Raw genomic sequence first — 26,484 nt, forward strand, 5'->3', positions numbered from 1 at the left:
TAATTTTCAGGAATTTAATTTAATTTAATTGCAATAATGTATAATACTAATAAAAAAAGGACGGTTATGAAAAAAATGATTATGGCGCTTGGACTGGGTGCCGTTTTATTTACTGGATGTACTCAGATGTATAATTCAAATGAAGTTGCGTTAAGCGATGTGAATGTAATGTATACCTATAAAACAGGAGTTGTTACAAGTGTAAAAAAAGTTATTATCAAAGATAACGGAACCGGAGTAATGACGGGAGCCATAGCCGGAACGGTAATAGGCAGTCTTTTTGGAAACGGAAAAGGAAACGTATTGACTACACTTTTAGGAGGCCTTGGAGGAGCTTATGCAGGATATGAAGCCGATAAGGCAAACGGCGAGGAACTGTATATAAAACTTGACGACGGCAGAAATATCGTAGCTATTGTCAAAGGCGTAAACATTCAGGCCGGAGATAAAGTAAGAGTGGTTATTGACGGCAACAGAATTATCAGAGTCGAAAAAATATGATATTAAAGGTTTTCAGCACCAAAAGGGAGATAAGAGAGTTTGTAAAAAGCCAAAACGACTCATTTCTTCCTAAACTTATTACTATAGGCGAATTTTTAGATAAATGTATAATTGTAAAAAACGCTTCTTTAATAGACGGCGATTTTAAAAAAATTTATTTATATAAAGCTCTGGAAAATATTGATATAGAAAAACTGGGTTTAAAAAAAGATTTTTTAAATTTTTTTAAGAATGCTGAATTTATTATCTCGTTTTTTAACGAGATTTATCTTGAGAAAAGATCCATTGAAGATATTGAACTGGCAGACACCTACCTGGAATATGAAGAGCATCTGTCTGTGCTTAAAGAGATTTATTATGAATATAAAAAACTGCTTAAAGAAAATTCCCTGTATGATAAAACCGTTTTGGAAGAATACGAAATAAACAGAAACTTTTTTGAGAATATAGATAAAACGGAAATATATTTAAGCGGATATCTGCCCAAAACGGATCTGGAAATTATAAAAAACATACCCGTGCCTGTGGAAATGGTTTTCAGGGTTACTCCGTATAATAGAAATCTTATACGAAAAATGTTCGGAGAATTTAAATTAGGAGAATACAGGTTTGATATACATCAAAACATAGTTTTGGATTATAAGCCCCTGCCTGATATGGCGGATGTTGAAGTTGAGCATTTTTCAAGCAGAATAGCTCAGACTTCATATATTTTTGCCAGTATAGAAGAAATGGTCGCTAAAGGTGTTAAACCAGAAAAAATAGCAGTAATTCTGCCGGATGAGACATACAGCAGGTATTTGAAACTGCTGGATACGAAAAACAATCTCAATTTTGCCATGGGGGAAAGTTTTACACATTCGCAGATTTATATTATGCTGGAGGCTGTTTATAATTATACTGTGCAAAAAGATGAGGTTTCTTATCTGAAGGCAAAAGAAAAAATTGAAGAATTTGAAAAACTGAACACTTTTGACGAAATACTGCAGTTTGTGCTTAAGCATGCAACGTTAAAAGAAAGAAAGCTTCTTGATGAAGAGATTTATAAAATTTCAAAGCTGGATGCGTTAAAACATTATTCCAAAGAAGAAATACTGCATTTTCTTTTGGAAAGATTTAAAAACCTTACTTTTGACGACGTTAAAGGCGGAAAAGTTACTGTTATGGGCGTGCTTGAAAGCAGAGGTATGAAATTTGACGGAGTAATTATAGCCGATTTTAACGATGAATTTGTGCCTAACGTGGGAGATAAAGATTTCTTTTTAAATTCTGCAATAAGAAAAAAAGCAAAACTGCCTACCAGAAAAGACAAAGAGGCTCTGCAGAAAAACTATTATTATAATATTTTGCTTAATGCCAAATTTGCCAAAATTTCATATGTGAAAAACGAAGAAAAGGAACCCAGCAGATTTTTATACGAACTGGGTCTGGATTTTGGGGAAAACAGGGATGAGTATTATTCCCAGGCCGTTTATAAAACAAGCAAACCTGAATTTTATGAATATAAAGGAGCGTTTGAGCTTCCGGAAACAATCACCCCTACCAAGCTCAAAACGCTGCTTGAGTGTCCTATGAAATATTATTTTTCGTATGTATTAAACATTAAAAACGATGAGGATAAAGATTATTTCGGAAGCAGACTGCATAACGCACTGCAGATTGTTTTAAAAACACAGCCCGGTTCTGCGGAAGAGTATTTCTCACGTATAATGTCGGAACTTTTGAAAAACTGTTCTAAAAGAGAGTATTTTGAAATTAAATCGGAGTGGGAGGATAAAATAAAAAAATTCGCCTATATAGATTTTGAAGAACTGACAAAACCTGCGCAGTGCGAAATACAGCTTCCTTCCGGAAAATATAAAAATTTCATCATTCAGGCAAGGGCCGACAGGGTCATAGGAAATAAAATTTATGATTATAAAACTTCTAAAAAACAGGATTATTTGAAAGATTTAACGCAGGCAGAAGTATATAAATATCTGATGCCTGAGAGCGAAATATATTATTGGGACATATACAACGTAAAACTCATAAAAGTGGATCCGGATATTAAAAGTCTTGAAAAAAAGCTTGATTCTATATCAGGAGAGATTAAAAGAAGCGAAGAGAAAGATATGTGTAAATTCTGTGATTACAGATTTGCCTGTTTACACTTTGAATCTTGACACTTCTTTATAAAGTTTGCTGAATGCGGATTTTAGCATATCCGTAATTTTTGAAATCGATTTTGCTATTGAAACGTTTTGTGTGGAAATATCGGTAAGTTTTTCAGTGTGGGTCATGAGCTGTTTTGCTTCAAACGCCATGATGGTAACGTTCTTAGTAGCGTCTTTGGCATATAATATATTATCTTTATTCATCTGCAGGATTTGCTCCAGCTGTGTGGTGATTTCGTTAGTATGAGAGGCTAAAACATTCATTTTTTCAGAGTTATTGTTGATTTCATTTGAGGTTAAATCAATGGTTTGAGTAATGTTTTTGATAATGGTTTCTATATTTACCAGAGAATTAGCGCTTTCTTCCGCCAGTTTTCTGACTTCATCCGCAACTACCGCAAACCCTCTTCCGTGTTCTCCCGCTCTGGCAGCCTCTATAGCCGCATTTAGCGCAAGAAGCTCGGTCTGTTCGGTAATACTTGAAATTATCTGTAAAACGTTTTTTATTTCTTCGGTTTGAGAGTTCAGATTGTGAAGGAGGTTGTTTAGTTCCTGCTCTTTTGAATTTATTTTCATAATTTCATCTGTTGTTTTGATTAAAGAATTGCTGAAATTTTCTAAAAAGTCGGCTGTTTTTATTAACGTATCTGTAGTTGAAGCTACTGATGCTTCCGTTTTGTCAAGATGCTGTGCCAGCGTATTGGATATTTTTGAAATTTCGCTTGCTTCCACGTCTGTCTGGTGTATTGTGCTTTTTAGCTGTTTTACAATATTTTCCAGTTCTTTTGTATTATTTGACACAATAGAACTTGTGTTTTTTATGTCGATAATCACTTCTCTTACGTTTGAAATAAATTTGTTTATATAATCGGCGGCCTGTTTGATTTCATTGTGCTGTTTAATACTGATCTGTTTTGTTAAATCACCGTCCCCTTCGCTTAGTTCTTTTGAAATAGAAATGTATTCCTGGATAGGGTTTATTACGTAATATTTTAAAAGATAATATGCAGCCACCTGAATAACTATGGCGATTATAAGATGTTCAAAAGCCGTGGAGATGAAATCGCCGGGATATTCGAAATATGTGTACAATAAAAGAATAAAACTCGTTAAGAGGTTGATTCCAAGCAGTTTTAGGTTAAAGTCTTTGACGATAGAATGCATCAGATCTTCCTTATTTTAAATTTTTGTGTAAGTTTTAAAGCGTCTAAAAGTTCATAAAGCGTATTATCGTAAACATTTATCATAATTGCAACCCCTTTGTCGTGAAGTCTTAAAAGTTCCCCTATAATACTTGAAGGAAGTGAAAAAGATTTAATATTTAATATGATTTGAGGTTCGTTTTCTTTGGAAGTCAGAATCTGTAACAGTTTCTCAACGTCAGAAATTGTTACTACAGGAGAATTTATATTTATTTCGTTTCCGTTTATTTCTATTTTCATTGTTTAACCTTTAAGAAGATTTTAATTGCCGTTCCGTTTTCGTTAAAAAACAGTCCGTAGGAGAGGTGCTTTATGATTTTAATCCCCCTCCCGTGATATTTTTTGTAAAATGCGTCTTTTATTGTCTGAACATCGAACCCTTTTGTTGTGTCTTCGTATTCGATTTTCAGCCAATTTTCATTTTTGCTTAATTTAATTTTAGCGAAAAATTTTTTGTTTTCATCATTTTTAAGCTTCTTTTTTTTATGTTTCGGAATATCTTTGTTTTCAATATTTAAGATACCGTATTCGTATGTATTAGTGAGTATTTCGTGTAATATCAGATGAATCTGTTCAATCAGCGGGATATTTTGGGATATCAGTTTTTCAAGAAAATGATCGATTGCATTTTTATTTAATTCCAGCGTATCTTCAAAAAGAGTTTGAAATCCGTTTTTCTCTTTCGTAATATAAACGAGGCAGGTATCGTCAATCTGATGGGATTTGGCGTAAAAGTCCTCCATGAGCTCTTTTAAAAAAGTGATTTTGGGAAATATTGATTTAAGCCTTTTATAATAAATAGTTTCTTCGTAAGGTGACTCAAAAATACCGTCGCTTGATATCAGCAGTTTGTTTTCTGTTTGAATGCTGTCGATGTGTGTTTGTTGCGTGTTTACTGTTATTGGATAATTGTTTGCCGGAATTATGTTTTTGGAAGAAAGTATCGGAGGATTCCCGAAATTGGAATAATAAATTTTGTCATCTTTTATATATACAAGCGTAGCGCACAGTATTTCATTGTCTAACAGGATGTTTTTAATATAGTTTACGAAATCGTTAACCAGTTTTTCGAAGTTAAAATCATTATATTCAATGGCTTTTTTTATTGAATGTTTTAAAAAGGACAATGCGTTAAATGATGTCAAAGAGGCACCTAACCCTTTACCCATGGCATCGATTACACCTATAAAATATTCGTTTTTTGAAAGTTTTTTGGTATGAATAGTATCACCCGTGAGCATATCTTTCGGAGCAAAAAAAGTTTCAAACAGGAAATTCTCGTCAAAAAACATTTCAAGTTCATTTTGCATTATTTTGTTCTGTTTTCTGTGTATTATCTGTTCCTGTTTTTCTTTATAGCTTAGAAGTTTTTTCAGCTCTTCTTTTTTTTGAAGCTCCTTTTTGACGAATTTTCTTATGGTCGTAATCATATTTAAAAGCGCTTTTAAATCTATAAGAGAAATATCTTTTGTAAAGAAGTTGTCATAACCGGTTTCGAGAGCTTGTTCTTTAAGATTCGGATCATTGTCGCCGGTAATCATTATTTTATATGTATATGGCAGATGATGGTTTATTTTTTCCAGGACTTTGAGTCCGTCTGTTTCTTTTAAATGATAATCTATAAAAACCACATCGGTATCAGTGTTTCCGTTTTCAAAAAAAGTGTAAAAAGAAGAAGGTTCGTTAAAAGTATATATATCAATATAGCCGAGTTTTTGCAGCTGTTTTTTGATATACGACAAGAAAACTTTGCTGTCGTCAAGTATTACGATTTTCATAGCGGCTCCAATTTAAAGGTGACATATTTTACCAAAGAATATTAATATGTTATAATTTCGATATCAAGTGTCTGGCACTGAAAATAAAAAAGTGACAGTCGGTTTTTATTACATAAGGAGAGATAATGGCAAGAAAACCAAGAGTTAACGATCCCGGATTTTATCATATAGTAAACAGAGGTGTTAACGGTGCAGAAATTTTTAACGAAAAAGAAGATTTTTTTAAATTTATGGAACTGATGCTTAAAACTAAATATGATTACAAAGTCGTTTTTCACGCTTTTACCATTCTTCCGAATCATTACCATATATTATTAGAAACGACGCTTCCGAATCTCAGTGAAGCTATGAGGTTTTTAAATTCGGCATATGCGGCCTGGTATAACTATAAAACAGGAAGAGTAGGGCATTTGTGGAAAGGAAGATTTGAAAGTTATATGATGTTTGACGACAACCACAGCTGGAAAGTTATAAAATATATAGAAAGAAACGCTTTGGTGTTAGGGCTTGTAGACGATATTAAAGATTACGAATACCAGTCACTTGCTCTTAGATTGAAAAAAAACAAATTCAATGAGATTATCGAAGGCAGTATGATTTTCCAAAAACCTCTTGAAGAATATATAGAATGGCTTAATAAACCTCTTGAAAAATTTGAACTTGAAGAGATATATAATGAGCCTAAGATTATTAAAGTGGACGGAGAGCTAAAAGTAATACGCAAAAAAATAAGCGACTTTTTTGAAGAGTATGAAGAAAAAAAAGATGCAATTATGGCTGCAAAAGAAGCCGGATACAAATATACCGAAATAGCCAGATTTCTAGGTGTAAGCAACGGATATATAAATAAAATATTAAAATCTGAAAATTAAAAAAGGGATAAAAAGCCGTCCCTTTTTTATAGTTTTTCTGCTACCATTTGAGCCAGTTCCAAAACTCTTCCGGCATAACCGAATTCATTATCGTACCATGTAAGTATTTTTGCTTTGTTACCTTCAACTACGGCGGTTGAAAGGGCGTCAATAGTGCTTGAATGTGGATTGCTTATCATGTCGGTAGATACAACTTCTTCGTAAGTTATTCCTAAAATACCTTTCATTTTACCGTTTGCGTATTTTTCAAATGTTTTGTTTAAATCTTCAGTGGTAGTTTCTTTTTTAAGTGTTACAGAAATATCTGTAATAGCCACATCGGCAACAGGAACTCTAAGAGCCATTGCGTGCATTTTGCCTGCTAAATTCGGAATAACTTCTATTGTCGCTTTTGCCGCGCCTGTAGTGGTCGGGATGATATTTACGGCCGCAGCTCTTCCTCTTCTGTGTTTGCCCGGTTTTTTTCTGTCTATTGTAACCTGGCTTGAGGTATAAGCGTGCACCGTGGTTACAAGAGCGCTTTCCACTCCGAATTCGTCTTCAAGAATTTTCATAACAGGCGCAAGCGAATTTGTAGTACATGACGCATTTGAAATTACGTGATGGTTTTGAGGATCGTATTCGTCATGATTTACGCCCAGAACGATTGTTTTGTCCACTTGTTTTCCCGGAGCTGTAATAATTACTTTTTTAGCTCCCGCAGTAATATGTTTTGCCGCATCGTCTCTTTTTGTAAATTTACCGGTTGCTTCAAGAACGATATCAATATTCATCTCTTTCCAAGGTAATTTTTCAGGGTCTCTTTCGCTGACGATTGCTATTTCTTTTCCGTCAATAATAAGAGAATTGTCTGTGTATTCTACATTTACTGGAAATCTGCCGTGAACTGAGTCGAATTTCAGCATATAAGCCAAATCTTCAGGAGTTCCGCTGCCCCCGTTTGCCACTACAATTTCAATATTTTCAGGTTTTTGTGTTACATAATGCCATAAAACCATTTTTCCGATTCTGCCAAGTCCGTTTATAGCCACTCTTTTTTTAGACATAATGTATCCTTTTTTATTGTAATTATAGCATATACGGGATTGAAATTTATTTGTTAAAATTAGACAAAAATTATCTTTTATGTTATAAGGAGAGCTGTGAAAATATTTATAATTTTTTTAATAGGAGTATTAACAATGGCAAATCATTTACAACACAGCGATAGCCCTTATCTTCTTCAGCATGCTGATAATCCGGTGGACTGGTATCCTTGGAGTAATGAAGCGTTTGAAAAAGCAAAAAAAGAAAACAGACTTATATTTTTATCTATAGGATATTCCACATGCCACTGGTGTCATGTGATGGAGAGGGAGAGTTTTGAAAACAGAGAAATAGCCTATGTTTTAAATAAAAATTTCGTAAGTATAAAAGTCGACAGGGAAGAAATGCCCGACATTGATAAAAAGTATCAAAAAATATATCAGATAATGCATAACCGTGCCGGAGGGTGGCCTCTTACTGTTATAATGACTCCAAGCGGAGATGTGTTTTATTCGGCTACGTATATTCCTCCGCATTTTTCTCAAATGGGTCCCGGACTTAAAGAAATTCTTACATCTATTGCTGATGACTGGAAAAACAATCCGGAAAAAATAGAAAAAATCGCTTCAAATTTAAAAGAGTATTTAAAAAGCGGCGGAGTTGTTAAGAAAATGGAAATTTCAGACAATATAACTGAAAAAATTCAAACGGAGGCGTTAAACGCTTTTGATTTTAAATACGGAGGCATGAAAGGAGCTCCTAAATTTCCTATGGAGAGCACGCTTGATCTGTTAATAGATATATATGAGCTTAAAGGTGATGAAAAAATTTTTGAAATACTGAATGTCACTCTTAAAAAAATGGCGCAGGGAGGAATTTTCGATCAGATTGAAGGCGGCTTTTACAGATATTCTACCGATGCGAAATGGGAAATTCCACATTTTGAAAAAATGCTTTATAACAATGCAAATCTGCCTTTTGTATATCTTAGGATGTATGATATTACAAAAAACGAACTGTATAAAACGGCTGCATTTAGAAGTCTAGATGAAATGCTAAACAGATACCGTGACCAAAATGGTCTGTTTTACAGCGCAAGCAGTGCTGAAAGCGAAGGAAAAGAAGGTGCTTATTTCGTATATTCTTATGATGAAATAAAAAACGCTTTTAATGTTTTTGATAACGCATCAGAGCTTATGGAATATTTCGGTATTAAAAAATACGGAAATTTCAATTCAAGAAACAATCCGGTAATACAAGGGGAAAAACCTGATAATTACAGACATGCTCTTAAAATTCTGCAGGATATCAGAAGTAAAAGAGAGTTTCCTTTTATAGATACCAAAAAAATAACCGCATGGAACTCAATGATTGTTTCTGCGCTTTTAAAAGCCGGATGTATAGAAGAAAAATATAAAAAAGAAGGTTTGAAAACGTTGGATACTCTTTTAAAAACAATGTATTCAGGCAAAACACTGTATCATTCATACAATAAAAACGAAAAGGCAAAAACAAATGCTCTTTTAGAAGATTATGCTTATCTTATAAAAGCGCTGATAGACGCTTATGAAGCCACTTTTAATGAAGAATATATAAAAACAGCAGATAAACTTGCAAAAGAAGTTTTTGTTTTTAAAAAAAACGTTTGGTATATGAATTATGAAAATGATATTGAAGCTGATTTTAGCGACAGTGCTTACGCTTCGTCTCTTTCTGTTTTGGCACAGGACTTTTTAAGGCTTGCTATTTTGAATTATGATTATAATTTATGGAAGGAGGGTACGGAGATAATAAAAACGGGAGGTTATTATATAAACAGATATCCTCTTTATTATCCTTCAATAACCAAAGCCTATTTGATGAAACATTACGGAGTGTATGTTTTAAGTGTTGAAAAACCGGAATGTATTTATACGGGGTATCCTTATCTGGAGTTAAAACAAGGGGAAAGCTACGAACTCTGTACGATTGAAAAATGCTTAATAAAAAGCGGTAATCTGGAAAAAATAAAAGAGATTCTCAAACACAGATAATCTCTTTTTAAATTTTCTTTAAATAATCAAAAATCAAAATGTTTATTTATTTAATATCATATCATAGATATGTGTATTTTAGAGCCAGACACTTATATGTTTAAGAAAAACAGAGAAGGGAATTACAGTGTAATTGTATATTCCCAGATTCCGTGTTTATTACATCCTTCTCTGGCTGTAAGTTTTTTAACACCGTCAAGTTTTACTTTATATGCCGCATATCCCATAGCTTTGCCCGGTTCGAAAAGTGTTCTTGCAACGAGTTTCCCGTCTGCGTCAAGTTCGATAAAATCAATCCAGTGGCTCTCGCTGCTTGGATGTATTATACCTTCCTGGCCTATTGTAATTTCTACTAAGGTATATCCGTTAGCATCTTTTTTGCCTATTTTTATTTCAGGTGTGTGTTTTAGTTCGCCTTTTGTAGGGTTTTTTGAATCTTTTTCATATCTGTTTCTGTTGTAAATTTTTTCTCTGTATTTTTTGTACGGGCTTTCTTCGTACTCATCTTTACTTGCCATTGCCGGTGTTACAGCTGCCGCCATTAATCCTAGCGCTCCGATTTTTAGTGCTTCTCTTCTTTTCATATTGATCCTTTGAGATAATTTTTATCTCATTTTAACATAAATAAGACAAAACTTCTCTTTTTTAATCAAGTATTACAAAAACTAATAGATAAGATAAGATAAAATACGGTATGGAGTATTTGTGAAAATCAACATAAGCTTTTGAGGAGTTAAGAAACCTGAGAGCTATTATATTTGCCAGTGACGCAATAATAAATCCGTTTCCGGCTACATTTACGCCGTAAGCTATCGCCTGATAATCGTGAGAAAATTTGCTTACGAAAATAGCGGCAGGAACGTTGCTCATAAACTGGCTTGCCGCGACACTAAGGTTAAAGACATTTAATGAATTTAGATTAATGGAGCTTATTATATTCTTTACAAAATCAATATTGCTGATAATGTTAAAATCAATAAACATAAGTATAAATGTAAAAATTAAAAAATAGTCGAATTTTAAAAAAACCTCTTTTTTTATTATTAAAAACCACATTATAACCGCCGGTATTAAAATTTTGACGAAATGCATTTCTAATGCAAAAATAAAAACAATAAAAAACACAATTGTCGTAAAAAATAAAAATTTATCGGGTTTAGGTGTTTTAATGTCGGTTATTTCCAAAGGTTTTTTCGGAAACACTGTTAATGTAAATAAAAAAAGCAAAACGGCGCTTATTACAAATACAGGGCTCATAATACGTAAAAAATCGTAAAAACCGACTCCCCATTCTCTGAATAAAAACAGGTTTTGGGGATTGCCTATAGGTGTAAGCAAAGACCCCACGTTTACTGCAATTGCTTCAAAAATAACCAGTTTTGTTATATCGTTTTTGATAATATGTTTTAACGATATGGTAATAGGAACTACTACAAAAAGAGTTATGTCGTTTGTAAGAAACATAGACAGAAACATACTCAGCATTACAAAAAACAATGCCAATGTTTTTTCGGTATGCAGGAAAGTTACGAATTTTGCCGAAATATAATCAAATATATTCGAAAGTTTCAAAGCCGTAGTTAATAAAAGCAGCACGCTTAATGCTCTTATGGTGCTCCAACCTATATAATCATATATATAATTTATTTCTTTTGGGTATACGGTTATAAAAATCAAAAACAAAAAAAGAAAAATAAAAAAAAGAAATTCTTTTTTTATTAGTTTCATTTGCCTAAAATTTTAACCTTTGAAACATCAACGTTGCAATCGTTTGGAATATTCTCTGGATTTAAAGCCAGGGCTTCGTTATCCATAATTACGATCTTATTGTCCAAAATGTGTTTAGCCACTTTTTTAGCACCGTCGAGTGAATGCATATAACAGCTTCCGCACTGGTAAACGTTTGCTTCCGGAATTGTATCCGTTTCAAGCACGTTTTGCATAGATTTTTTCCATGCATTTATTACTTCTTCATTTTCAGGTTCGCCTATGACGCTCATATAAAACCCTGTGCGGCATCCCATAGGCGATATATCGATTATTTCGTAATTTTGCAGATTGTCTCTCATATATCCCGCAAAAAGATGTTCAAGCGTATGCATGGCTCTTTCGTCGATAATTTCTTTGTTTGGTTTTGCAAATCTGACGTCATAAACCGTAATAATATCGCCGCTCGGCGTTTTTACGTGTTTGGCAATTCTTAGTCCCGGACTTGGCATTTTTACGTGGTCTACCAAAAAACTGTCTAACATCGGCATATTTACTCCTTGAATTTGGTGTGTTTGTTATTAGTATATTAGTATGTTAGTGATGGAAAATGGTTGTTAATAATATATGTTTCAACATCCAAATAACCAATATACCAGTAACTAATATACAAGTTAACTATTATGTTTGCAATTATACATTATTTTTGATAAAATTCCGTTTCTAGTTCTCACCTCTTTATTCCTTGGTAGGGTTGCACCGGATTTTGGTGTTAAAGAAGAGGGAGGCTAAACCCGAACCAAAAACAAAATAATTCAAGGAGAAACAATGCCGTGTAATGTAACAATGAAAGACCTTTTAGAGTGTGGTGTACACTTCGGTCACCAAAAGAGAAGATGGAACCCAAAAATGAAAAAATACATTTTTGGCGTAAGAAAAAACATTTATATTATCGACCTTCAAAAAACACTAAGACATATCAAATATGCATACAATGTAGTTAAAAACGCTGCAGAAGAAGGTAAAACTATTCTTTTCGTAGGTACTAAAAAACAGGCTGTTGACGCTATTAAAGAACATGCTGAGAGATGTGGTATGCCGTATGTAAACCACAGATGGCTAGGCGGTATGCTTACAAACTTCAAAACAATTCAAAAATCAATCAGAAAATTAGAAATTATTGAAAAAATGGAAGAAAGCGGACAAATCAATCTTTTAACTAAAAAAGAAAGATTAATCCTTGCCAGAAGAAAAGCAAAACTAGAAAAATTCATCGGCGGTATCAGACATATGAAAACTGTTCCTGATATGCTGTTTATCGTTGATACTGTAAAAGAAAAAATCGCAGTTGGTGAAGCTAACAAACTTGGTCTTCCAATCGTTGCGCCTGTAGATACAAACTGTGACCCTGATTTAATCGATGTTCCAATCCCAGGAAACGACGATGCGATCAGAAGTGTAAACCTTTTCTGTAAAACAATTGCTGATGCTATTATCGAAGGAAAAGAATTAGCGGCTAAAGAAGAAGAAGGTGAAGTAGAACCAATTTCTCAAGAAGAAATCGCTGAAGAAGTAAAAGAAATTAAAGAAGAAGCTAAAGCAGAAGAAAAAACTGAAGAAGAAATCAAAGCTGAAACTGAAGAAATCAAAGCTGAGGAGGCGTAATATGGCTAACATTACTGCAGCAATGGTAAAGGCGCTTAGAGAAAAAACAGGCGCCGGAATGATGGATTGTAAAAAAGCTCTTGTAGAAGCTGAAGGTAACGAAGAAAAAGCGGTTGAGATCCTAAGAAAAAAAGGTCTTGCTAAAGCTGCTAAAAAAGCTGACAGAAACGCTGCTGAAGGTAGAGTTGAAATTTATATTACTGATGATTACAAAAAAGGAAGTATCGCAGAAGTTAACTGTGAAACTGACTTCGTAGCGAAAACTGACGAATTTGTTGAATTTGTAGCTGAAACTGTTAAAACTGTAAATGTTAACGACATCGCTGATACTGAAGCTCTAAACAAAGCTCCGTTCGGTAACGGAACTTTTGAAGAAGAACTTAAAGTTAAAATCGCTAAAATCGGTGAAAACATCGTAGTTAGAAGAATCGGAACTATTAAAGCTCCTGAAAACGGAATCGTAAACGGATACATCCACGCCGGCGGAAAAGTTGGTGTGCTTGTAGCTGCTGCATGTGACAGCGAAAAAACTTGCGAAGCAATCAAAGATACTTTAAGAGATATCGCAATGCACATTGCTGCAATGAAACCTCAGTACCTAAATCCTGAAGCGGTACCGGCTGACGTTATCGAAAAAGAAAAAGAAATCGCAAAAGCTCAGCTTCTTAAAGAAGGTAAGCCTGAGCAGGTAATTGATAAAATTATCCCTGGTAAAATCAAAAGATTCTACAGCGACGTATGTGTTACAGAACAAGAATACGTAAAAGCTGAGAAAAAAGAAACTGTAGCAGAAGCTCTTAGCAAAGCTGCTAAAGCTGCTGGCGGAGAAGCTAAACTTGTTGACTTCATCAGATTTGAAGTTGGTGAAGGTTTGGTTAAAAACGCATGCAACATGGCGGATGAAGTAGCGGCGGCTCTTTCTTAATCCCCGCTTCTTTTTATTTTTAATTAATAGTGTCTGGCACTATACTTGAAGCGCAAAGTATATAATTTAATATTAAAATGTAGAATGTAAATGAAGAATGAAGAATTGAGAATTTAAGACGTGAAGTTGAGAATAAAAAATTGAAATATGGAATTGAGAATATAAGATGGGAATATAAATTCAGCAGTGATTAGTATATAAATTATTACTATTTTTTGTCAGACACTGTGTAGATCGATATTTTTAATATAAGAAAATGTGTGTTTTACATACCGGCTGTATTCCGGATTACGCTTGACATTATGAAAAATATAATTAAATTTTTTATCAACTATCAACTATTGACCATTGACTGATCCTAAGTTCATCATGTGACTAATAACAAATATACCAGTAACCAGTCCGCAATAATTAATAACAGCTTTGAACTTTTGCTATAATTCTCAAAAAAAGGCAGTTATGCTTAAAGCGGTTAATTTAACACATTCATTTGATTATTTATTGTTTGAAGATGTTAATATTCAAATCAAAAAAGGTGAAAAAGTCGCCATAGTCGGAAGCAGCGGCAGCGGAAAATCTACTTTTTTACATATACTTTCAACGTTTTTATCTCCTCAAAAAGGCGAAGTTTATATAAACGGCAAAAATATATACTCTTTAAAAGAAAAAGATTTAATACAAATAAGAAAAAAAGAGATTGGTATTATTTTTCAGTTTCATTATCTGTTTAATACTTTTACGGCATTGGAAAATCTGGAAGCTGCGGCTCTGATAAGCGGTGAGGATATTGATTTTGAATTACTGGAAAGACTGAATATTAAAGACGTTATACATCAAAACATTCAAACATTAAGCGGAGGACAGCAGCAAAGAGTCTCTATAGCAAGAGTGTTAACAAAAAAACCTAAAATTATTTTTGCTGACGAACCTACCGGAAATCTTGATAAAAAAAACGCATATGAGGTGATAGATGTATTAAAAGAGTACTGTGATAATCATAACGCGTCGCTTATTACCGTAACTCACGATATGGACGTTGCGGACAAATTTGATAAAGTATATGAACTGAAAGAAAAAAAACTGGTACTGTTAGATGGAGATTCTTAATTATTTAACGCCCGTAAATGTAGTTACGTATCTTTTACTGTTTGTAAGGCTTAGTTCTTTTTTGGCTTTTATACCGTTTTTTAATTATTCTGCTATTCCGATGAATGTTAAAGCCGCTTTTGCTTTTTGGCTCAGCATACTGCTTTATCCTCTTACTCCGAAATTTGCATACGATATAAACATTGCTACTATTACACTTAGTATATTAAACGAAATAGCTTTTGCTTTTTTCGTAGGAGCGGCTTTGCAGCTTATATTTGATGTTTTGAAATATGCGGGAGAGCAGATAAGCTTCGTTATGGGATTTACGCTTGCAAATGTTATAGATCCTAACGCAGGTACACAGACTACGATTATTTCTCAGTTTTTTACATGGGTTGCCATTTTGGTGTTTATAAGCTTCGGGGGTGACCATCTTGAAATTCTGTTTTTGAGTAAAACCCTTTCCATGCTGCCTTTCGGGGAGTTTTTCAGTTATCATAACGTATACGAATATTTTCTTATTTATATGGGTAAGTATTTTCTTCTGGGTGTAGCAATGGCGTTTCCGATTATAGCTATATCTCTTTTGGGAGATATAATATTCGGAATGATTATGAAAACAATGCCTCAGTTTAACCTGCTGGTAGTCGGGTTTCCTATAAAAATAACTATCTCTTTTATGGTGCTTATTGCAATTATTTCCTCATTAATGAGGCTGTTTTCAAACGAAATGCTTCAGGCCTTTGCCGCTGTTATGCATTTTATCGGCTGAGCCTGTATGATGTGGCTAAAATTTTCAGATGATGAAAAAACGAATCGAATTCTTTAATCAAATATTTGTCGGTGTCAATTATAATGTATTCGTAATTTTTATAAAAAGCGCTGTATGAATAATTTGCACTACCCGTTACTATATATTTATCATCAATAATGGAAAGTTTAACGTGCATTTTTGCTTTTTGGCCGTCTTTGTATTTTTTGCCTGAAAGCAGATAAACATGGAAATTTCTTAAAGTTGCAAGTCTCGGAATTACAGAATATTTATATTTTGATTCTTTTTTATCTGCGATAATTGTAATCTTTACGCCTTTTTTTGCTGCTATTTTTAATGCACGGGCAAGTTTTCTGTTTGTAAAAGTGTACATGGTGATTTTTATTTCTTTTTTTGCGTGTGTAAACAGGTAATACAGTCTGTTTTCGGCTCTTTTTCCGTCATGAGGCATAAAGTATACTTCCGATGCGAAAAGCAGCGAGGCAAACAGTAAAAATATAATTTTTTTCAAAATCCGTCCTTTTTTACTATAATTATAATAAAAAACGGGGTTGGCCATGAAAATTCTTCTAATTACTTCAAATGCGACTATAGAAAAACTTTTTGTTTTAAGTGCGGAAAAGAAAGGCGATGAGGTAAGTATTGGCACGGCGGACAATATTCCGGAAGGAAACTTTGAAGCTGTTTTTGTAGATAAAGACCAGTTTACTCAGGAACTGTTTGACAAGCTTATTGAAAATTATCCAAATGCTAAATTTGTACTTATTGTTGCGAAAAACGATGAAAAAATAGTCGGTTTTGACGAATATCTTACAAAACCTTTTTTGCCTACGGACTTAATGGAACTGCTGGAAAAACTTCCAAATATGACAAAGACTTCGCATACGGAAGAAAGCGGAGATATAGATATTGAAAGTTTTGAGGATTTGAAAGATCTTGATTTTGAAGATGATCTTGATACAGATTTAGACGGATTGGATGAACTTGATGATGATCTAAATATTGATTTGGAAGATGATTTCAGCCTGGACGGTGAAAACGAAGAAAGCGAAGTAGAACCTCTTGATGATATAATTACGGAAGAAAATGAGAAAACGGGAGATAAAGAGGAAAATCTTGATATTGATGATATGTTCGAAGATATAGAAAGCGAAGAAGATCTTAAAGATTTGGATGCAAAGGATGAATTTACAGCCGGTGATGAAGAAGATTTTGAAATCAGTGAAGAAGAACTAGAAGGCGAAGCTCCGGATGATGATATAGAAGAAAGTTTTGAAATAGACGAAACAGAACTTGCCGAGGAAGAGCCTGAAGAATTAAAAGAACTTTCTGAAGAGACCCAGGAGCTTGATGATGAACTAAACGAAGATATTTTAAGCGAAGAAAATGAACTGGCGGAAGAAAATAATATAGAAGAACATAATGAGCTTGATATTGACGAACTTGCAGAAGAAATGAAATCAGAAAGTGAACAGGAACAGACACAAGAAGACGAATTACAAGAAGAAAATGAAGAAAGTGAAGAAAGTGAAGAAAAACCGGAAGAAATTTTAGATACGGTTCAAGAAAATAAAGAAGTTCCTGATGAGCAGAATGAAGAATTTGATTTAGACGAACTTGTAGAAGAAAATGTAAATATTAACGAGCCTCAAACAGAAGAACCGGAAGAAGAGGCTGAATCATTGGAGGATATTACGGAATTAAGCTCTGATGAAGAAAATGAAGAAGAAAATATTGAAGAAAATCCGGAGGAAATAGAAGATCTGAAAGATCTTGACGAACATGATCTGGCTGAAGTGCTTGGAGAAGAACTTCCTGAAGAGGAAAAATCTCAGGAAAATGAAGAAATAAACGAAAATGATATTGAAGAAATAAATATAGATGATAAAATTCCGGAAATAAAAGAAGCTCATGAATTGGAAAATATTGTAAATAAAGAGCAGACTGCGGAAGAAAAAACTCTTGGCAGTATTTTAAATATAAATTGGGAAGAGCTTAAAAAAGCAAAAGCAAAAGTTACAATTACCATAGATTTTGGAGATTAATATGAATGGAAAAAACGGCAGTATTTTAGTTATTTCAGGGCCTAGCGGCAGCGGTAAGACAAGTTTGGCGAGAGTTGTATGCGAAGAGCTTGGTGATAAAGCTTATTTTAGTATATCAAGTACGACCAGACCGATAAGAGAAGGTGAGCAAGACGGTGTGGATTATTTTTTTTTAACAAAAGACGAATTTATTAAAGACATTGAAGACGGATATTTTCTGGAATGGGCCGAGGTGCACGGGAACTTTTACGGTACCAGTAAAAGACAGATTGACGCCGCTTTGCAAAAAGGGCAGATTGTGTTTTTGGATATAGACGTTCAGGGATATGAACTGGTTAAAAAATCTTATCCAGATATTACTACGGGGATTTTCGTAACTACGCCCAATCAGGAAGTGCTTAAGGAAAGACTTCTTAAAAGAGGGACCGAAACGGAAGAGAGCCTCAGGCTTAGAATGTTTAATGCGATAAGAGAAATGCAAAAAATAGACGAATACGATTTTCTTTTGATAAACGATGATTTTGACGAAGCGAAAGAGCTTTTAAGAAGTGTTGCAATTGCGAGTTTAATCAAAAGAACGAAATATAATATAGAAGAATTTATAAAAGAATGGAAAGGAAGTTAATGAAACAAAAAGTTGCCGGGAAGTTTAAAGACCATTTAGGAGAAATTCCTCCGTTATCCAAACCGAAAAACAAAGATTTCGGACATTTTGCGGTTCCTATTTTCAAATACGCAAAAATGAACAAACAAAACCCTCAGGAGTTTGCGGCTGCTTTATGCGACGCACTCGGAAACTGTGAGGAATTTGAAAAAGTTGAAGCGGTAAGCGGATTTGTAAACATTACACTTAGTGACAGCTTTTTAAACGAATTTGCAAACAAAGTATTAAGTGAAAAAGAAAATTTTGCCAAAGGAAGCGGCAAAGAGAGAATACTGCTTGAATATATTTCGGCAAACCCTACGGGCCCACTTCATATAGGACACGCAAGGGGAGCGGTATTCGGTGATGCGATCGCAAGAATCGGAAGACATATCGGATATGACGTAGTGACCGAATATTACGTAAACGACGCCGGACGCCAGATTACGCTTCTCGGACTCTCCGTATATCTTGCGGCAAGAGAGATTCTTGGACTTGACGTTAAATGGCCTGAAGAGTACTACAGAGGGGAATATATAAAAGACCTGGCCGTAGAAGCCATAAAAGAATTCGGCGAGGATTACTTCAAAGCTGAAATAGATGCGGAAAACTTTAATGACGACAAGCTCAACATGTGGGCAAAAGATAAAATGCTAAACCTTATAAAAGAGGATATTAAAGTCCTAAACGTTACGCCTTTTGATAACTGGGTGAGCGAAAAAGAACTTTATAAACACTGGGATGAGGTAAGGGCGATACTTGAAAAAAACGGAGCACTTTATGAAAAAGACGGTAAAGTATGGCTCAAATCCAGTGAATACAAAGACGAAAAAGACAGAGTCGTAGTAAGAGAAGACGGAAGACCTACATACCTTGCTGGGGATATAATTTACCACTGGGATAAATTCAAAAGAAATTACGACAGATACATAAATATCTGGGGAGCCGACCATCACGGTTATATCGCAAGGGTAAAAGCGGCTATTAAATTTTTGGGATTTGATCCTGAAAGACTTGAAATACTGCTTTCACAAATGGTAAAACTCCTAAAAGGCGGAGAGCCTTATAAAATGAGCAAAAGGGCCGGTAACTTCATACTCGTAAGCGATGTGGTAAAAGATGTGGGAGCGGATGCTCTTAGATTCGTATTTTTAACCAAAAAAGCGGATACTCACCTTGAATTTGACGTGGATGAGCTTAACCGTCAGGATTCGAGCAATCCGGCATATTACATAAACTACGCACATGCGAGAATTAAGTCGATTTTCAGAAACAAAGAGATGAACCTTGAAGATACTGCAAATACCGAATTTAAAGACTTAAGCAAAGATGAAAAAGATTTAGTATTTTTAGCGCTTCAGTTTCCGTATGTATTGGAAGATGCTTTTACAAACAGAGAGCCTCACAGACTTACAAACTATCTGTATGAACTTGCAAGCGAGTTTCACAGTTTCTATAACAAAAACAAAGTAATCGGAAGTGAAAAAGAAGAAGTGAGACTAAAAATTTTAGCGGTTGTTGCAAGTATTATTAAACTCGGACTCTCACTTTTAGGAATTGAAGCAAAAGAGAGAATGTAAAATTAATGGAAAATTTAAAATGGAAAATGAAAAATTACTTTTCTTTTTAAAAGAGTTTTTTAAAGAGGCCGACGGTATTTGGCTTTTCGGCTCTTATGCAGACGGTACATATAATGAAAACAGTGATATAGATATTGCCGTTTTATTCAAAAATAAAATCTCACCAGTAGATCTTTTCAAAATGAAAGAAAATCTTGAACTTATATTAAAAAAAGATATTGATTTAATTGATTTAACGGCAGTTAATGATGTTTTTGCTTATGAAATCGTTACAAAAGGAAAAAATATAAAAAAAACAAAATTTGCTGATGATTATGAATACAGAATATGGCTGAGATATTTAGATTTGCAGGATGATAGAAAAGAAATAATCAAGGAATTTTTAAATGGATGAGGTAATAATTAATAAATGTGAGTCAATAAAAAGATGTCTTGCAAGGATTGAAGAAGATTATGACGACGAGTTTGAGAAAAGCTATACAAAGCAGGATGCCGTAATTTTAAATATTCAAAGAGCCATTCAGCAGGCAATCGATTTAGGTTCTTATATTGTTAAAAAACATAAGCTGGCTATACCTAAAAGTTCAAAAGAGATTTTTGAGATACTTCAAAAAAGCGGTGTGATTGATAAAAATTTAAGTGAAAACCTGCAAAAAATGACCGGTTTTAGAAATATTGCAATTCATGAATATACCAAACTTCAGCTTGACGTAATTAAATATATTATTGAAGAGAGATTAAAAGATCTTATTGATTTTGAAAGGGCTGTTATAAACTATGAAAGCGATGATTAGCGAGTGTATGCTGGGAAGACCCTGCAGATATGACGGCAACTCGAAACCTCTTCCCGATGAAGTTATAAACAGACTAAAAGAAAAATATGAGCTTATACCTTTTTGTCCGGAGGCGTTTTCACTTCCGACTCCGCGTCCCCCGGCAAGGTTTGTCGGAGATAAAATAATAGACATAAACGGAGTGGATAAAACGGAAGCTTTTTTTAAAGGTGCGAATGAAGCGCTTAGAATCTGTAAGGAACTAAATATTAAAATATTCATAGGAAAAGAAAAATCTCCGAGCTGCGGGGTTAACAAAACAAGCGCTTACGTAAACGGATGTGAGTGTAAGTGTGATGCACCTGGGCTTACGAGTAAAATATTAAAAGAAAATTCAATAGAGTTACTTAGTGAATGGGAGATCTGATTTTGTGTAATTTTTTATACATTTATCTTTTGGTTTTACATATTCTAAAGTATAATCACTAATCCAATATTTTTTATTATCAATTTCAATCTGCACATCTCTTGTTTTTGGAACAAATAATTTATCAAGTAAAAAAGGTGTTGTAATAACATATTTACCTGTTAATTTAAAGTGATGGTTTTTTATTTCGGTTATTTTCCAGCCTTGATAATAAAAGCCTTTAAACTTATTGTCACATATTTTTTTATTATCATTACAAACATACAAAAAGTATTCATCTTTTGGAAAATTAGTGTCGGAATAATGGTTTAATGCAGTCTTATCATCAATTTTATATAAATAAACATTATTTGCAAAAGTATATTTACCGTTACAGTTACTGTTGTGATAAGTGTCGATTTTACAACCGGTAAAGAAAAGAGAAATAAAAAGTAAAAAAAATTTAGTCATTTCTCAGTCTGTTTTTGATCTGATCCAAGAATTTATCCATCTGATATTTTGCTCTGTATTCTTCACTCATTAGATGTATTAGCATATCTCCTAAATCTATTACCGTCCAGTCGTCGCTGGAATCAACGCCTAAAAATGTTTCACCCATAGGTTTTAGTGTTTTTTTAAGATGGTCAAGCAGTGCCTGAGCGTGTTTGTCTGCCATGGTAGTAGCAACTATTACATAATCTACAAAATAGTCTTTGTCTTTTAAATCGTAGTCGATAACGTCAAGCGCTTTTTTCTCTTCAAGTAATTCTTTAATTTTTGCAATTCTTTCCATAAAACTCCTTTATTTCGTTTTCTATAATTTCAGGCAGATATTCGAACTTACATTTTCTGATTTGGGTAGAACTTATAGGTATGTCGATATCCAAAACTTTTTTGATATTATATTTACTTAAAAGTTTTTTATCAACTGTGCCTCTTTTTGCAACAATAAGCTCTACTTTTTTTAAAATGTCATTAATTCTGTGCCATTTATCAAGTGTATGCAGATTGTCGCTGCCTATTATAAAATAGTCGGGTTTGAAATGTTCTATAGTTTCAATTGAATAAACCGGCCGGTTTTTAGAAATTTCAAAATCGCTGATTTCTACGTTTTTAAAATTTTTAAAAATTTTTTCAAGCCATTTCAGTCTGAGTTCAGGCGGTGCGGAAAAAGAGTTTTTAAGAGGATTTAGAAAATTAGGCATTATTATAAGTCTGTCAATATCCACATTTTCAAAAGCTTTTTTAACTATTTCAACATGTCCTAGATGAGGCGGGTCAAAACTTCCTCCGAAAATTGCACTCTTCACTTATAACCTTTTTTCAAATTGTACTATAATTACGAAAATTTTTATTTAAAGGCTTGTAATGAAAATAGCTATTAACGGGCTTGGAAGAATAGGAAGAAATATATTAAGAGTCGCCGTAAACAGAAATATAGAAATTGTTGCGGTTAATGATATTATGGATATTAACACGGCTGCTTATTTATTAAAATTTGATACCGTAAGAGGTTCTATGGATGTAGAGGTTATAGGAGAAGATATTATAAAAATAGGGGATAACTTTATAACTTATACTACTTTTCCGTCTCCTAAAGATACACAGTTTCATGAAGCGGATGTCGTATTTGAATGCAGCGGCAAGTTTTTAACAAGCGATGAAGTGAGGCACCATATCAAAGGCAATGTAAAAAAAGTAATTATTTCAGCGCCTGCTGCAGATGATACTTCGACTTATGTTTTAGGCGTTAATCATAAAGATTACAAAGGAGAGAGTATTATTTCAAACGCTTCGTGTACTACAAACTGTCTTGCGCCCGTAGCTAAAATAATAGATGAAAAATACGGGATTGAAAAAGGGTTTATGACTACAATTCACAGCTATACGATGGATCAGAAACTGCTTGACGCGCCAAATTACAGGGATATAAGACGCTCGCGTGCGGCGGCTGAGAATATAATTCCGACTTTTACAGGGGCTGCAAAAGCAGTATATAAAGTGCTTCCGGGGCTAAAAGGCAAACTCGACGGCAGAAGCGTAAGAGTGCCTGTTGCCAATGTCTCACTTATGGATTTAGTTTTGGAGCTTAAATCTGATGTAACTGCTGATGAAATTAACGAGCTTTTAGAGTTTCATGCCAAAACGGATTTAAAAGGAATTTTAGAAATTGACAAAGAATACAGAGTCAGCAGCGACATCAATTCAAATCCTGCAAGCAGTATAGTTGCATATGATTTAACACAGGCAAACGGAAATCTCGTAAAAATATTTTCATGGTATGACAATGAGTGGGGATATTCCAACAGAATGATTGAAATGGCCGAATTTATATTGAAGTAAAAAACTGGCTGAAGGAGGATTGTTAATGGTATATTGACAATGATATTCAAAAATTAAAGAAATCATTATCTATATTTTTCTGAGCACCAATATACCAGCAACCAAGACACAAATAAGAAAAAAACAAATATGCTATAATTTTGACAAAAAGGAGAAGTATGAAGATTAACTCGCCAAAAGATTTGGATTTTAAACCCGGAAGCTCTGTTTTCTTAAGATGCGATTTTAACGTTCCTCTTGATGAGTTCGGTAATATTACCGATGACAGACGTATAAGAATGGCGCTTCCTACTATTAAATACCTTCTTGATAACGAATGTAAAATAGTTATAGCGTCTCATTTAGGACGTCCAAAAGGTAAATTTGATGAAAAATATTCATTAAAGCCTGTTGCAAAAAGACTTTCACACCTGTTAAAACAAGACATCATAATGGCTAATGACGTTGTAGGCCCGGATGCTAAGGAAAAAGCTTCAAAACTTAAAAATGCAGAAATACTTTTACTGGAAAATGTCAGATTTGACAGCAGAGAAACAAAAAATGACGAAGGCTTTGCAAAGGAGCTCAGCGAATTCGGAGAATTTTATATTAATGATGCTTTTGGAGTTTCCCACAGGGCTCACGCAAGTGTAGAAGCAATTACGAGATTTTATGATAATGAGCATAAAGCCGCAGGGTTTTTGCTTCTTAAAGAAATCAATTTCTTTTATAAACTTCTTGAGAATCCGGTACGTCCTTTTGTAGCGGTAGTAGGAGGAAGCAAAGTAAGTGGAAAGCTTCAGGCTCTTATTAACCTTCTTCCTAAGGTAGATAAAATTATTATAGGCGGGGGAATGGCTTTTACATTTCTAAAAGCTCAGGGATATAATGTCGGAAATTCTCTTGTAGAAGACGACTTGATTGATGAGGCTTTAAAAATAATGGCTGAAGCGAAAAGACTTGGCGTAAAATTTTATCTTCCGGTTGATATTGTTATAGCCGACAAGTTTGCGGAAGACGCTATGGTTAAATATGTAACTTCTCAGGAAATTCCTGACGGCTGGATGGGACTTGATATAGGACCTGCAAGTGTGAGACTTTTTGGAGAGGTTTTATGGGATGCCCAGACAATTTTATGGAACGGTCCTATGGGTGTATTTGAAATGGATAAATTCAGCAGAGGTACATTTAAAATTTCACATGAAATAGCAAGAAGCCACGGTATTAAAGTTGTAGGGGGTGGAGATACGGCCGATGCTGTTCAAAGAGCCGGAGATGATGAAGAAATGACGTTTATTTCAACAGGTGGGGGAGCAAGTCTTGAACTTCTTGAAGGCAAAAAACTTCCTGGAATTGCCGCATTGGAGATATCATGATAGTTGCAGCCAATTTTAAAATGAATAAAACGAGGAAAGAGGTTGAAGAATATTTAAAAGTTTTAGACGTTGTCAATTTCGCAGGAATTACAGTCAGAGTGTATCCTCCGTGTACCGCTTTAACTAAAAAGGATTATTTAGGAGTACAAAACGCATATCCTGCAGTAAACGGGGCTTTTACGGGCGAGATAGGACTTGAACAGATAAAAGAGTTTGACATTGATAAAATTTTAATCGGCCACAGTGAAAGAAGGCATATATTAAAAGAAAGCCAAAAATTTATAGTTGAAAAATTTGATTTTTATAAAAAACATAACTTTGAAATAACTTACTGTATAGGCGAGCCTTTGGAAATAAGGGAAAAAGGTATCAAAGAAGTTATCGAGTATCTTAAAGCGCAGTTTGTAGGAATTGATCTTAATTATGAAAAACTTATTATCGCATATGAGCCTGTTTGGGCAATAGGCACCGGTGTAAGCGCTAAAATAGAACAGATCAAAGAAACTCATGAGGAAATAAGAAAACTTACCAATAAACCGATTTTATACGGAGGAAGTGTAAAACCTGAAAATATTAAAGAAATTCTTTTAATTCCTAATGTTGACGGTGTTTTAATAGGAAGCGCAAGTCTTGATGTAAGCAAATTTATAAAAATGATTGAAATAGCCAAAGAAGTGAAAAAGTAAATTTCAATAGGAAAAAGTATAAAATTAAAGGAGAAAAAATGGTAATGAAAGGCAAAAAAGGTTTAATAATCGGAGTTGCAAACAACAGGTCTATTGCGTACGGAATTGCAAAAGCATGTAAAGAGCAGGGTGCGGATATTATTCTTACCTATCAGAATGAAAAAATGCAAAAAAGAGTTCAAAAAGTAGCCGACGAGCTCGGTGTAAACAATATTTATCCTTTAGATGTAAGCAAACCTGAAGAAATCGAAACTTTGAAAGAAGCAATTGAAAAAGATTACGGTAATATAGATTTTTTAGTTCATTCAGTTGCTTTTGCACCTAGAGAAGCTCTTGACGGAAAATTTATAGACACTACAAAAGAAGCGTTTAATATAGCGATGGAAATTAGCGTATTTTCATTAATAGAAGTAGTACAAAAACTTGAACCTATTATGAATGACGGAGCATCTGTGCTTACGCTGACTTATCTTGGAAGTACTAGATATATCCCTCATTATAACGTTATGGGTGTGGCAAAAGCCGCTTTGGAAGCAAGTGTAAGATATCTGGCGGTTGATCTGGGTGAGAGAAAAATAAGAATCAATGCACTGAGTGCAGGACCTATCAAAACATTAGCGGCAAGTGGTATAGGAGATTTCAGTGAAATACTTAAATACAACGAAAAAAATTCACCGCTTATGAAAAATGTTACTATTGAAGAAGTAGGTAATAGCGGTATGTATCTTTTAAGCGATCTTGCAAGCGGTGTAACAGGAGAAGTACACTTCGTAGACAGCGGATATAATATTATGGGAATGCCAAGATACGAAAAATAATCGGGCTTTTTAAGCCCTTTAGTAACAATTAGTGTCTGTCACTACAGTTGTAATGAATATACAGATTTTACTATATAAGCGATATAAATTAATCAATGTAAAATTTATG

The 26,484-nt window shown here is 34.0% G+C and carries 29 protein-coding genes; 18 read left to right on the forward strand and 11 right to left on the reverse strand.

Features of this window, described 5'->3' with window-relative positions; translation table 11 throughout:
• Positions 1–66: 66 nt before the first annotated feature.
• Positions 67–501, forward strand: a complete 435-nt coding sequence (locus C3L23_RS02310) for a glycine zipper 2TM domain-containing protein (protein ID WP_127679547.1) — start codon at positions 67–69, stop codon at positions 499–501.
• A complete protein-coding gene (locus C3L23_RS02315) occupies positions 498–2,666 on the forward strand; it encodes a PD-(D/E)XK nuclease family protein (protein WP_127679548.1) in 2,169 nt (722 codons plus the stop codon). Before C3L23_RS02310 ends, C3L23_RS02315 begins: the two co-directional genes overlap by 4 nt.
• Here C3L23_RS02315 and C3L23_RS02320 read toward each other — a convergent pair.
• Genes C3L23_RS02320 through C3L23_RS02330 form a run of 3 tightly spaced genes read right to left on the reverse strand, consistent with a single transcriptional unit; the run spans position 2,649 to position 5,637 of the window.
• Positions 2,649–3,821 (reverse strand): methyl-accepting chemotaxis protein, encoded by a 1,173-nt coding sequence (locus tag C3L23_RS02320; protein WP_127679549.1) that lies wholly within the window; start codon positions 3,819–3,821, stop codon positions 2,649–2,651. The genes C3L23_RS02315 and C3L23_RS02320 overlap by 18 nt on opposite strands.
• A complete protein-coding gene (locus C3L23_RS02325) occupies positions 3,821–4,099 on the reverse strand; it encodes a hypothetical protein (protein ID WP_127679550.1) in 279 nt (92 codons plus the stop codon). Before C3L23_RS02325 ends, C3L23_RS02320 begins: the two co-directional genes overlap by 1 nt.
• Positions 4,096–5,637, reverse strand: coding sequence for a response regulator (locus C3L23_RS02330; RefSeq protein ID WP_127679551.1), 1,542 nt, complete (start codon positions 5,635–5,637; stop codon positions 4,096–4,098). Before C3L23_RS02330 ends, C3L23_RS02325 begins: the two co-directional genes overlap by 4 nt.
• 125 nt (positions 5,638–5,762) lie before the next feature.
• Between C3L23_RS02330 and C3L23_RS02335 the strand changes: the two genes are divergently transcribed.
• Positions 5,763–6,509, forward strand: coding sequence for a transposase (locus C3L23_RS02335; protein ID WP_127679552.1), 747 nt, complete (start codon positions 5,763–5,765; stop codon positions 6,507–6,509).
• 26 nt (positions 6,510–6,535) lie between these two features.
• Here C3L23_RS02335 and gap (C3L23_RS02340) read toward each other — a convergent pair whose 3' ends face one another.
• Positions 6,536–7,555: a type I glyceraldehyde-3-phosphate dehydrogenase gene (gap, locus tag C3L23_RS02340; RefSeq protein ID WP_127679553.1), complete on the reverse strand. Its 1,020-nt coding sequence runs from the start codon at positions 7,553–7,555 to the stop codon at positions 6,536–6,538.
• Positions 7,556–7,651: 96 nt separating this feature from the next.
• Between gap (C3L23_RS02340) and C3L23_RS02345 the strand changes: the two genes are divergently transcribed.
• Complete coding sequence (locus C3L23_RS02345) at positions 7,652–9,568, forward strand: thioredoxin domain-containing protein (RefSeq protein WP_127679554.1); 1,917 nt, start codon at positions 7,652–7,654, stop codon at positions 9,566–9,568.
• Positions 9,569–9,690: 122 nt separating this feature from the next.
• Here C3L23_RS02345 and C3L23_RS02350 read toward each other — a convergent pair whose 3' ends face one another.
• The 3 genes from C3L23_RS02350 to luxS all read right to left on the reverse strand — a co-directional run bounded on the left by C3L23_RS02350 (position 9,691) and on the right by luxS (position 11,826).
• Positions 9,691–10,152 (reverse strand): desulfoferrodoxin family protein, encoded by a 462-nt coding sequence (locus C3L23_RS02350; RefSeq protein ID WP_127679555.1) that lies wholly within the window; start codon positions 10,150–10,152, stop codon positions 9,691–9,693.
• Between the two features lie 61 nt (positions 10,153–10,213).
• Complete coding sequence (locus C3L23_RS02355) at positions 10,214–11,296, reverse strand: SLC13 family permease (protein ID WP_127679556.1); 1,083 nt, start codon at positions 11,294–11,296, stop codon at positions 10,214–10,216.
• A complete protein-coding gene (luxS, locus tag C3L23_RS02360; protein WP_127679557.1) occupies positions 11,293–11,826 on the reverse strand; it encodes an S-ribosylhomocysteine lyase in 534 nt (177 codons plus the stop codon). Before luxS ends, C3L23_RS02355 begins: the two co-directional genes overlap by 4 nt.
• A gap of 277 nt (positions 11,827–12,103) precedes the next feature.
• On the opposite strand from luxS, the gene rpsB reads away from it, so the two are divergent.
• From rpsB to fliR, 4 genes are all read left to right on the forward strand, one after another.
• Positions 12,104–12,940, forward strand: coding sequence for a 30S ribosomal protein S2 (rpsB, locus tag C3L23_RS02365; protein WP_127679558.1), 837 nt, complete (start codon positions 12,104–12,106; stop codon positions 12,938–12,940).
• 1 nt (position 12,941) lies between these two features.
• Positions 12,942–13,865 carry a translation elongation factor Ts gene (tsf, locus tag C3L23_RS02370; RefSeq protein WP_127679559.1) on the forward strand — a complete coding sequence of 308 codons (924 nt, stop codon included), beginning with the start codon at positions 12,942–12,944 and terminating at the stop codon, positions 13,863–13,865.
• Between the two features lie 459 nt (positions 13,866–14,324).
• Positions 14,325–14,972, forward strand: a complete 648-nt coding sequence (locus C3L23_RS02375; RefSeq protein WP_127679560.1) for an ABC transporter ATP-binding protein — start codon at positions 14,325–14,327, stop codon at positions 14,970–14,972.
• Positions 14,959–15,726, forward strand: a complete 768-nt coding sequence (gene fliR, locus C3L23_RS02380; RefSeq protein ID WP_127679561.1) for a flagellar biosynthetic protein FliR — start codon at positions 14,959–14,961, stop codon at positions 15,724–15,726. Before C3L23_RS02375 ends, fliR begins: the two co-directional genes overlap by 14 nt.
• On the opposite strand, the gene C3L23_RS02385 is transcribed toward fliR, so the two are convergent.
• The gene (locus C3L23_RS02385; protein WP_246831086.1) at positions 15,716–16,237 is read right to left on the reverse strand and encodes a phospholipase D-like domain-containing protein; all 522 of its coding nucleotides are present in this window, start codon (positions 16,235–16,237) and stop codon (positions 15,716–15,718) included. The two genes, fliR and C3L23_RS02385, sit on opposite strands and share 11 nt — an antisense overlap.
• A 46-nt stretch (positions 16,238–16,283) precedes the next feature.
• Between C3L23_RS02385 and C3L23_RS09470 the strand changes: the two genes are divergently transcribed.
• From C3L23_RS09470 to C3L23_RS02415, 6 genes are read left to right on the forward strand one after another with little or no spacing between them, the layout of a single operon-like run.
• The gene (locus C3L23_RS09470) at positions 16,284–17,771 is read left to right on the forward strand and encodes a hypothetical protein (protein ID WP_168175697.1); all 1,488 of its coding nucleotides are present in this window, start codon (positions 16,284–16,286) and stop codon (positions 17,769–17,771) included.
• A gap of 1 nt (position 17,772) precedes the next feature.
• Positions 17,773–18,396, forward strand: coding sequence for a guanylate kinase (gene gmk, locus C3L23_RS02395; protein WP_127679563.1), 624 nt, complete (start codon positions 17,773–17,775; stop codon positions 18,394–18,396).
• Complete coding sequence (gene argS / locus C3L23_RS02400) at positions 18,396–19,994, forward strand: arginine--tRNA ligase (protein ID WP_127679564.1); 1,599 nt, start codon at positions 18,396–18,398, stop codon at positions 19,992–19,994. The genes gmk and argS overlap by 1 nt, the downstream gene beginning before the upstream one ends.
• A gap of 19 nt (positions 19,995–20,013) precedes the next feature.
• Complete coding sequence (locus C3L23_RS02405; RefSeq protein ID WP_127679565.1) at positions 20,014–20,388, forward strand: nucleotidyltransferase family protein; 375 nt, start codon at positions 20,014–20,016, stop codon at positions 20,386–20,388.
• On the forward strand, positions 20,381–20,788 hold the full coding sequence (locus C3L23_RS02410; protein WP_127679566.1) for a DUF86 domain-containing protein: 408 nt from the start codon (positions 20,381–20,383) through the stop codon (positions 20,786–20,788). The genes C3L23_RS02405 and C3L23_RS02410 overlap by 8 nt, the downstream gene beginning before the upstream one ends.
• The gene (locus C3L23_RS02415) at positions 20,772–21,194 is read left to right on the forward strand and encodes a DUF523 domain-containing protein (protein WP_127679567.1); all 423 of its coding nucleotides are present in this window, start codon (positions 20,772–20,774) and stop codon (positions 21,192–21,194) included. The genes C3L23_RS02410 and C3L23_RS02415 overlap by 17 nt, the downstream gene beginning before the upstream one ends.
• Here C3L23_RS02415 and C3L23_RS02420 read toward each other — a convergent pair.
• Genes C3L23_RS02420 through nadD form a run of 3 tightly spaced genes read right to left on the reverse strand, consistent with a single transcriptional unit; the run spans position 21,171 to position 22,483 of the window.
• A complete protein-coding gene (locus tag C3L23_RS02420) occupies positions 21,171–21,644 on the reverse strand; it encodes a hypothetical protein (protein WP_127679568.1) in 474 nt (157 codons plus the stop codon). The two genes, C3L23_RS02415 and C3L23_RS02420, sit on opposite strands and share 24 nt — an antisense overlap.
• Positions 21,637–21,966 (reverse strand): ribosome silencing factor, encoded by a 330-nt coding sequence (rsfS, locus tag C3L23_RS02425; protein ID WP_127679569.1) that lies wholly within the window; start codon positions 21,964–21,966, stop codon positions 21,637–21,639. The genes C3L23_RS02420 and rsfS overlap by 8 nt, the downstream gene beginning before the upstream one ends.
• A complete protein-coding gene (nadD, locus tag C3L23_RS02430) occupies positions 21,944–22,483 on the reverse strand; it encodes a nicotinate (nicotinamide) nucleotide adenylyltransferase (protein ID WP_127679570.1) in 540 nt (179 codons plus the stop codon). The genes rsfS and nadD overlap by 23 nt, the downstream gene beginning before the upstream one ends.
• 58 nt (positions 22,484–22,541) lie before the next feature.
• Between nadD and gap (C3L23_RS02435) the strand changes: the two genes are divergently transcribed.
• From gap (C3L23_RS02435) to fabI, 4 genes are all read left to right on the forward strand, one after another.
• Positions 22,542–23,516 carry a type I glyceraldehyde-3-phosphate dehydrogenase gene (gene gap, locus C3L23_RS02435; RefSeq protein ID WP_127679571.1) on the forward strand — a complete coding sequence of 325 codons (975 nt, stop codon included), beginning with the start codon at positions 22,542–22,544 and terminating at the stop codon, positions 23,514–23,516.
• 158 nt (positions 23,517–23,674) lie between these two features.
• Positions 23,675–24,871, forward strand: coding sequence for a phosphoglycerate kinase (gene pgk / locus C3L23_RS02440; RefSeq protein WP_127679572.1), 1,197 nt, complete (start codon positions 23,675–23,677; stop codon positions 24,869–24,871).
• Positions 24,868–25,557 carry a triose-phosphate isomerase gene (locus tag C3L23_RS02445; RefSeq protein ID WP_127679573.1) on the forward strand — a complete coding sequence of 230 codons (690 nt, stop codon included), beginning with the start codon at positions 24,868–24,870 and terminating at the stop codon, positions 25,555–25,557. Before pgk ends, C3L23_RS02445 begins: the two co-directional genes overlap by 4 nt.
• Before the next feature lie 38 nt (positions 25,558–25,595).
• Positions 25,596–26,375, forward strand: a complete 780-nt coding sequence (gene fabI / locus C3L23_RS02450) for an enoyl-ACP reductase FabI (RefSeq protein WP_127679574.1) — start codon at positions 25,596–25,598, stop codon at positions 26,373–26,375.
• Positions 26,376–26,484 lie beyond the last annotated feature (109 nt).

Origin of the sequence: Nautilia sp. PV-1, from assembly GCF_004006315.1 — a bacterium.
Classification (GTDB): domain Bacteria; phylum Campylobacterota; class Campylobacteria; order Campylobacterales; family Nautiliaceae; genus Nautilia; species Nautilia profundicola_A.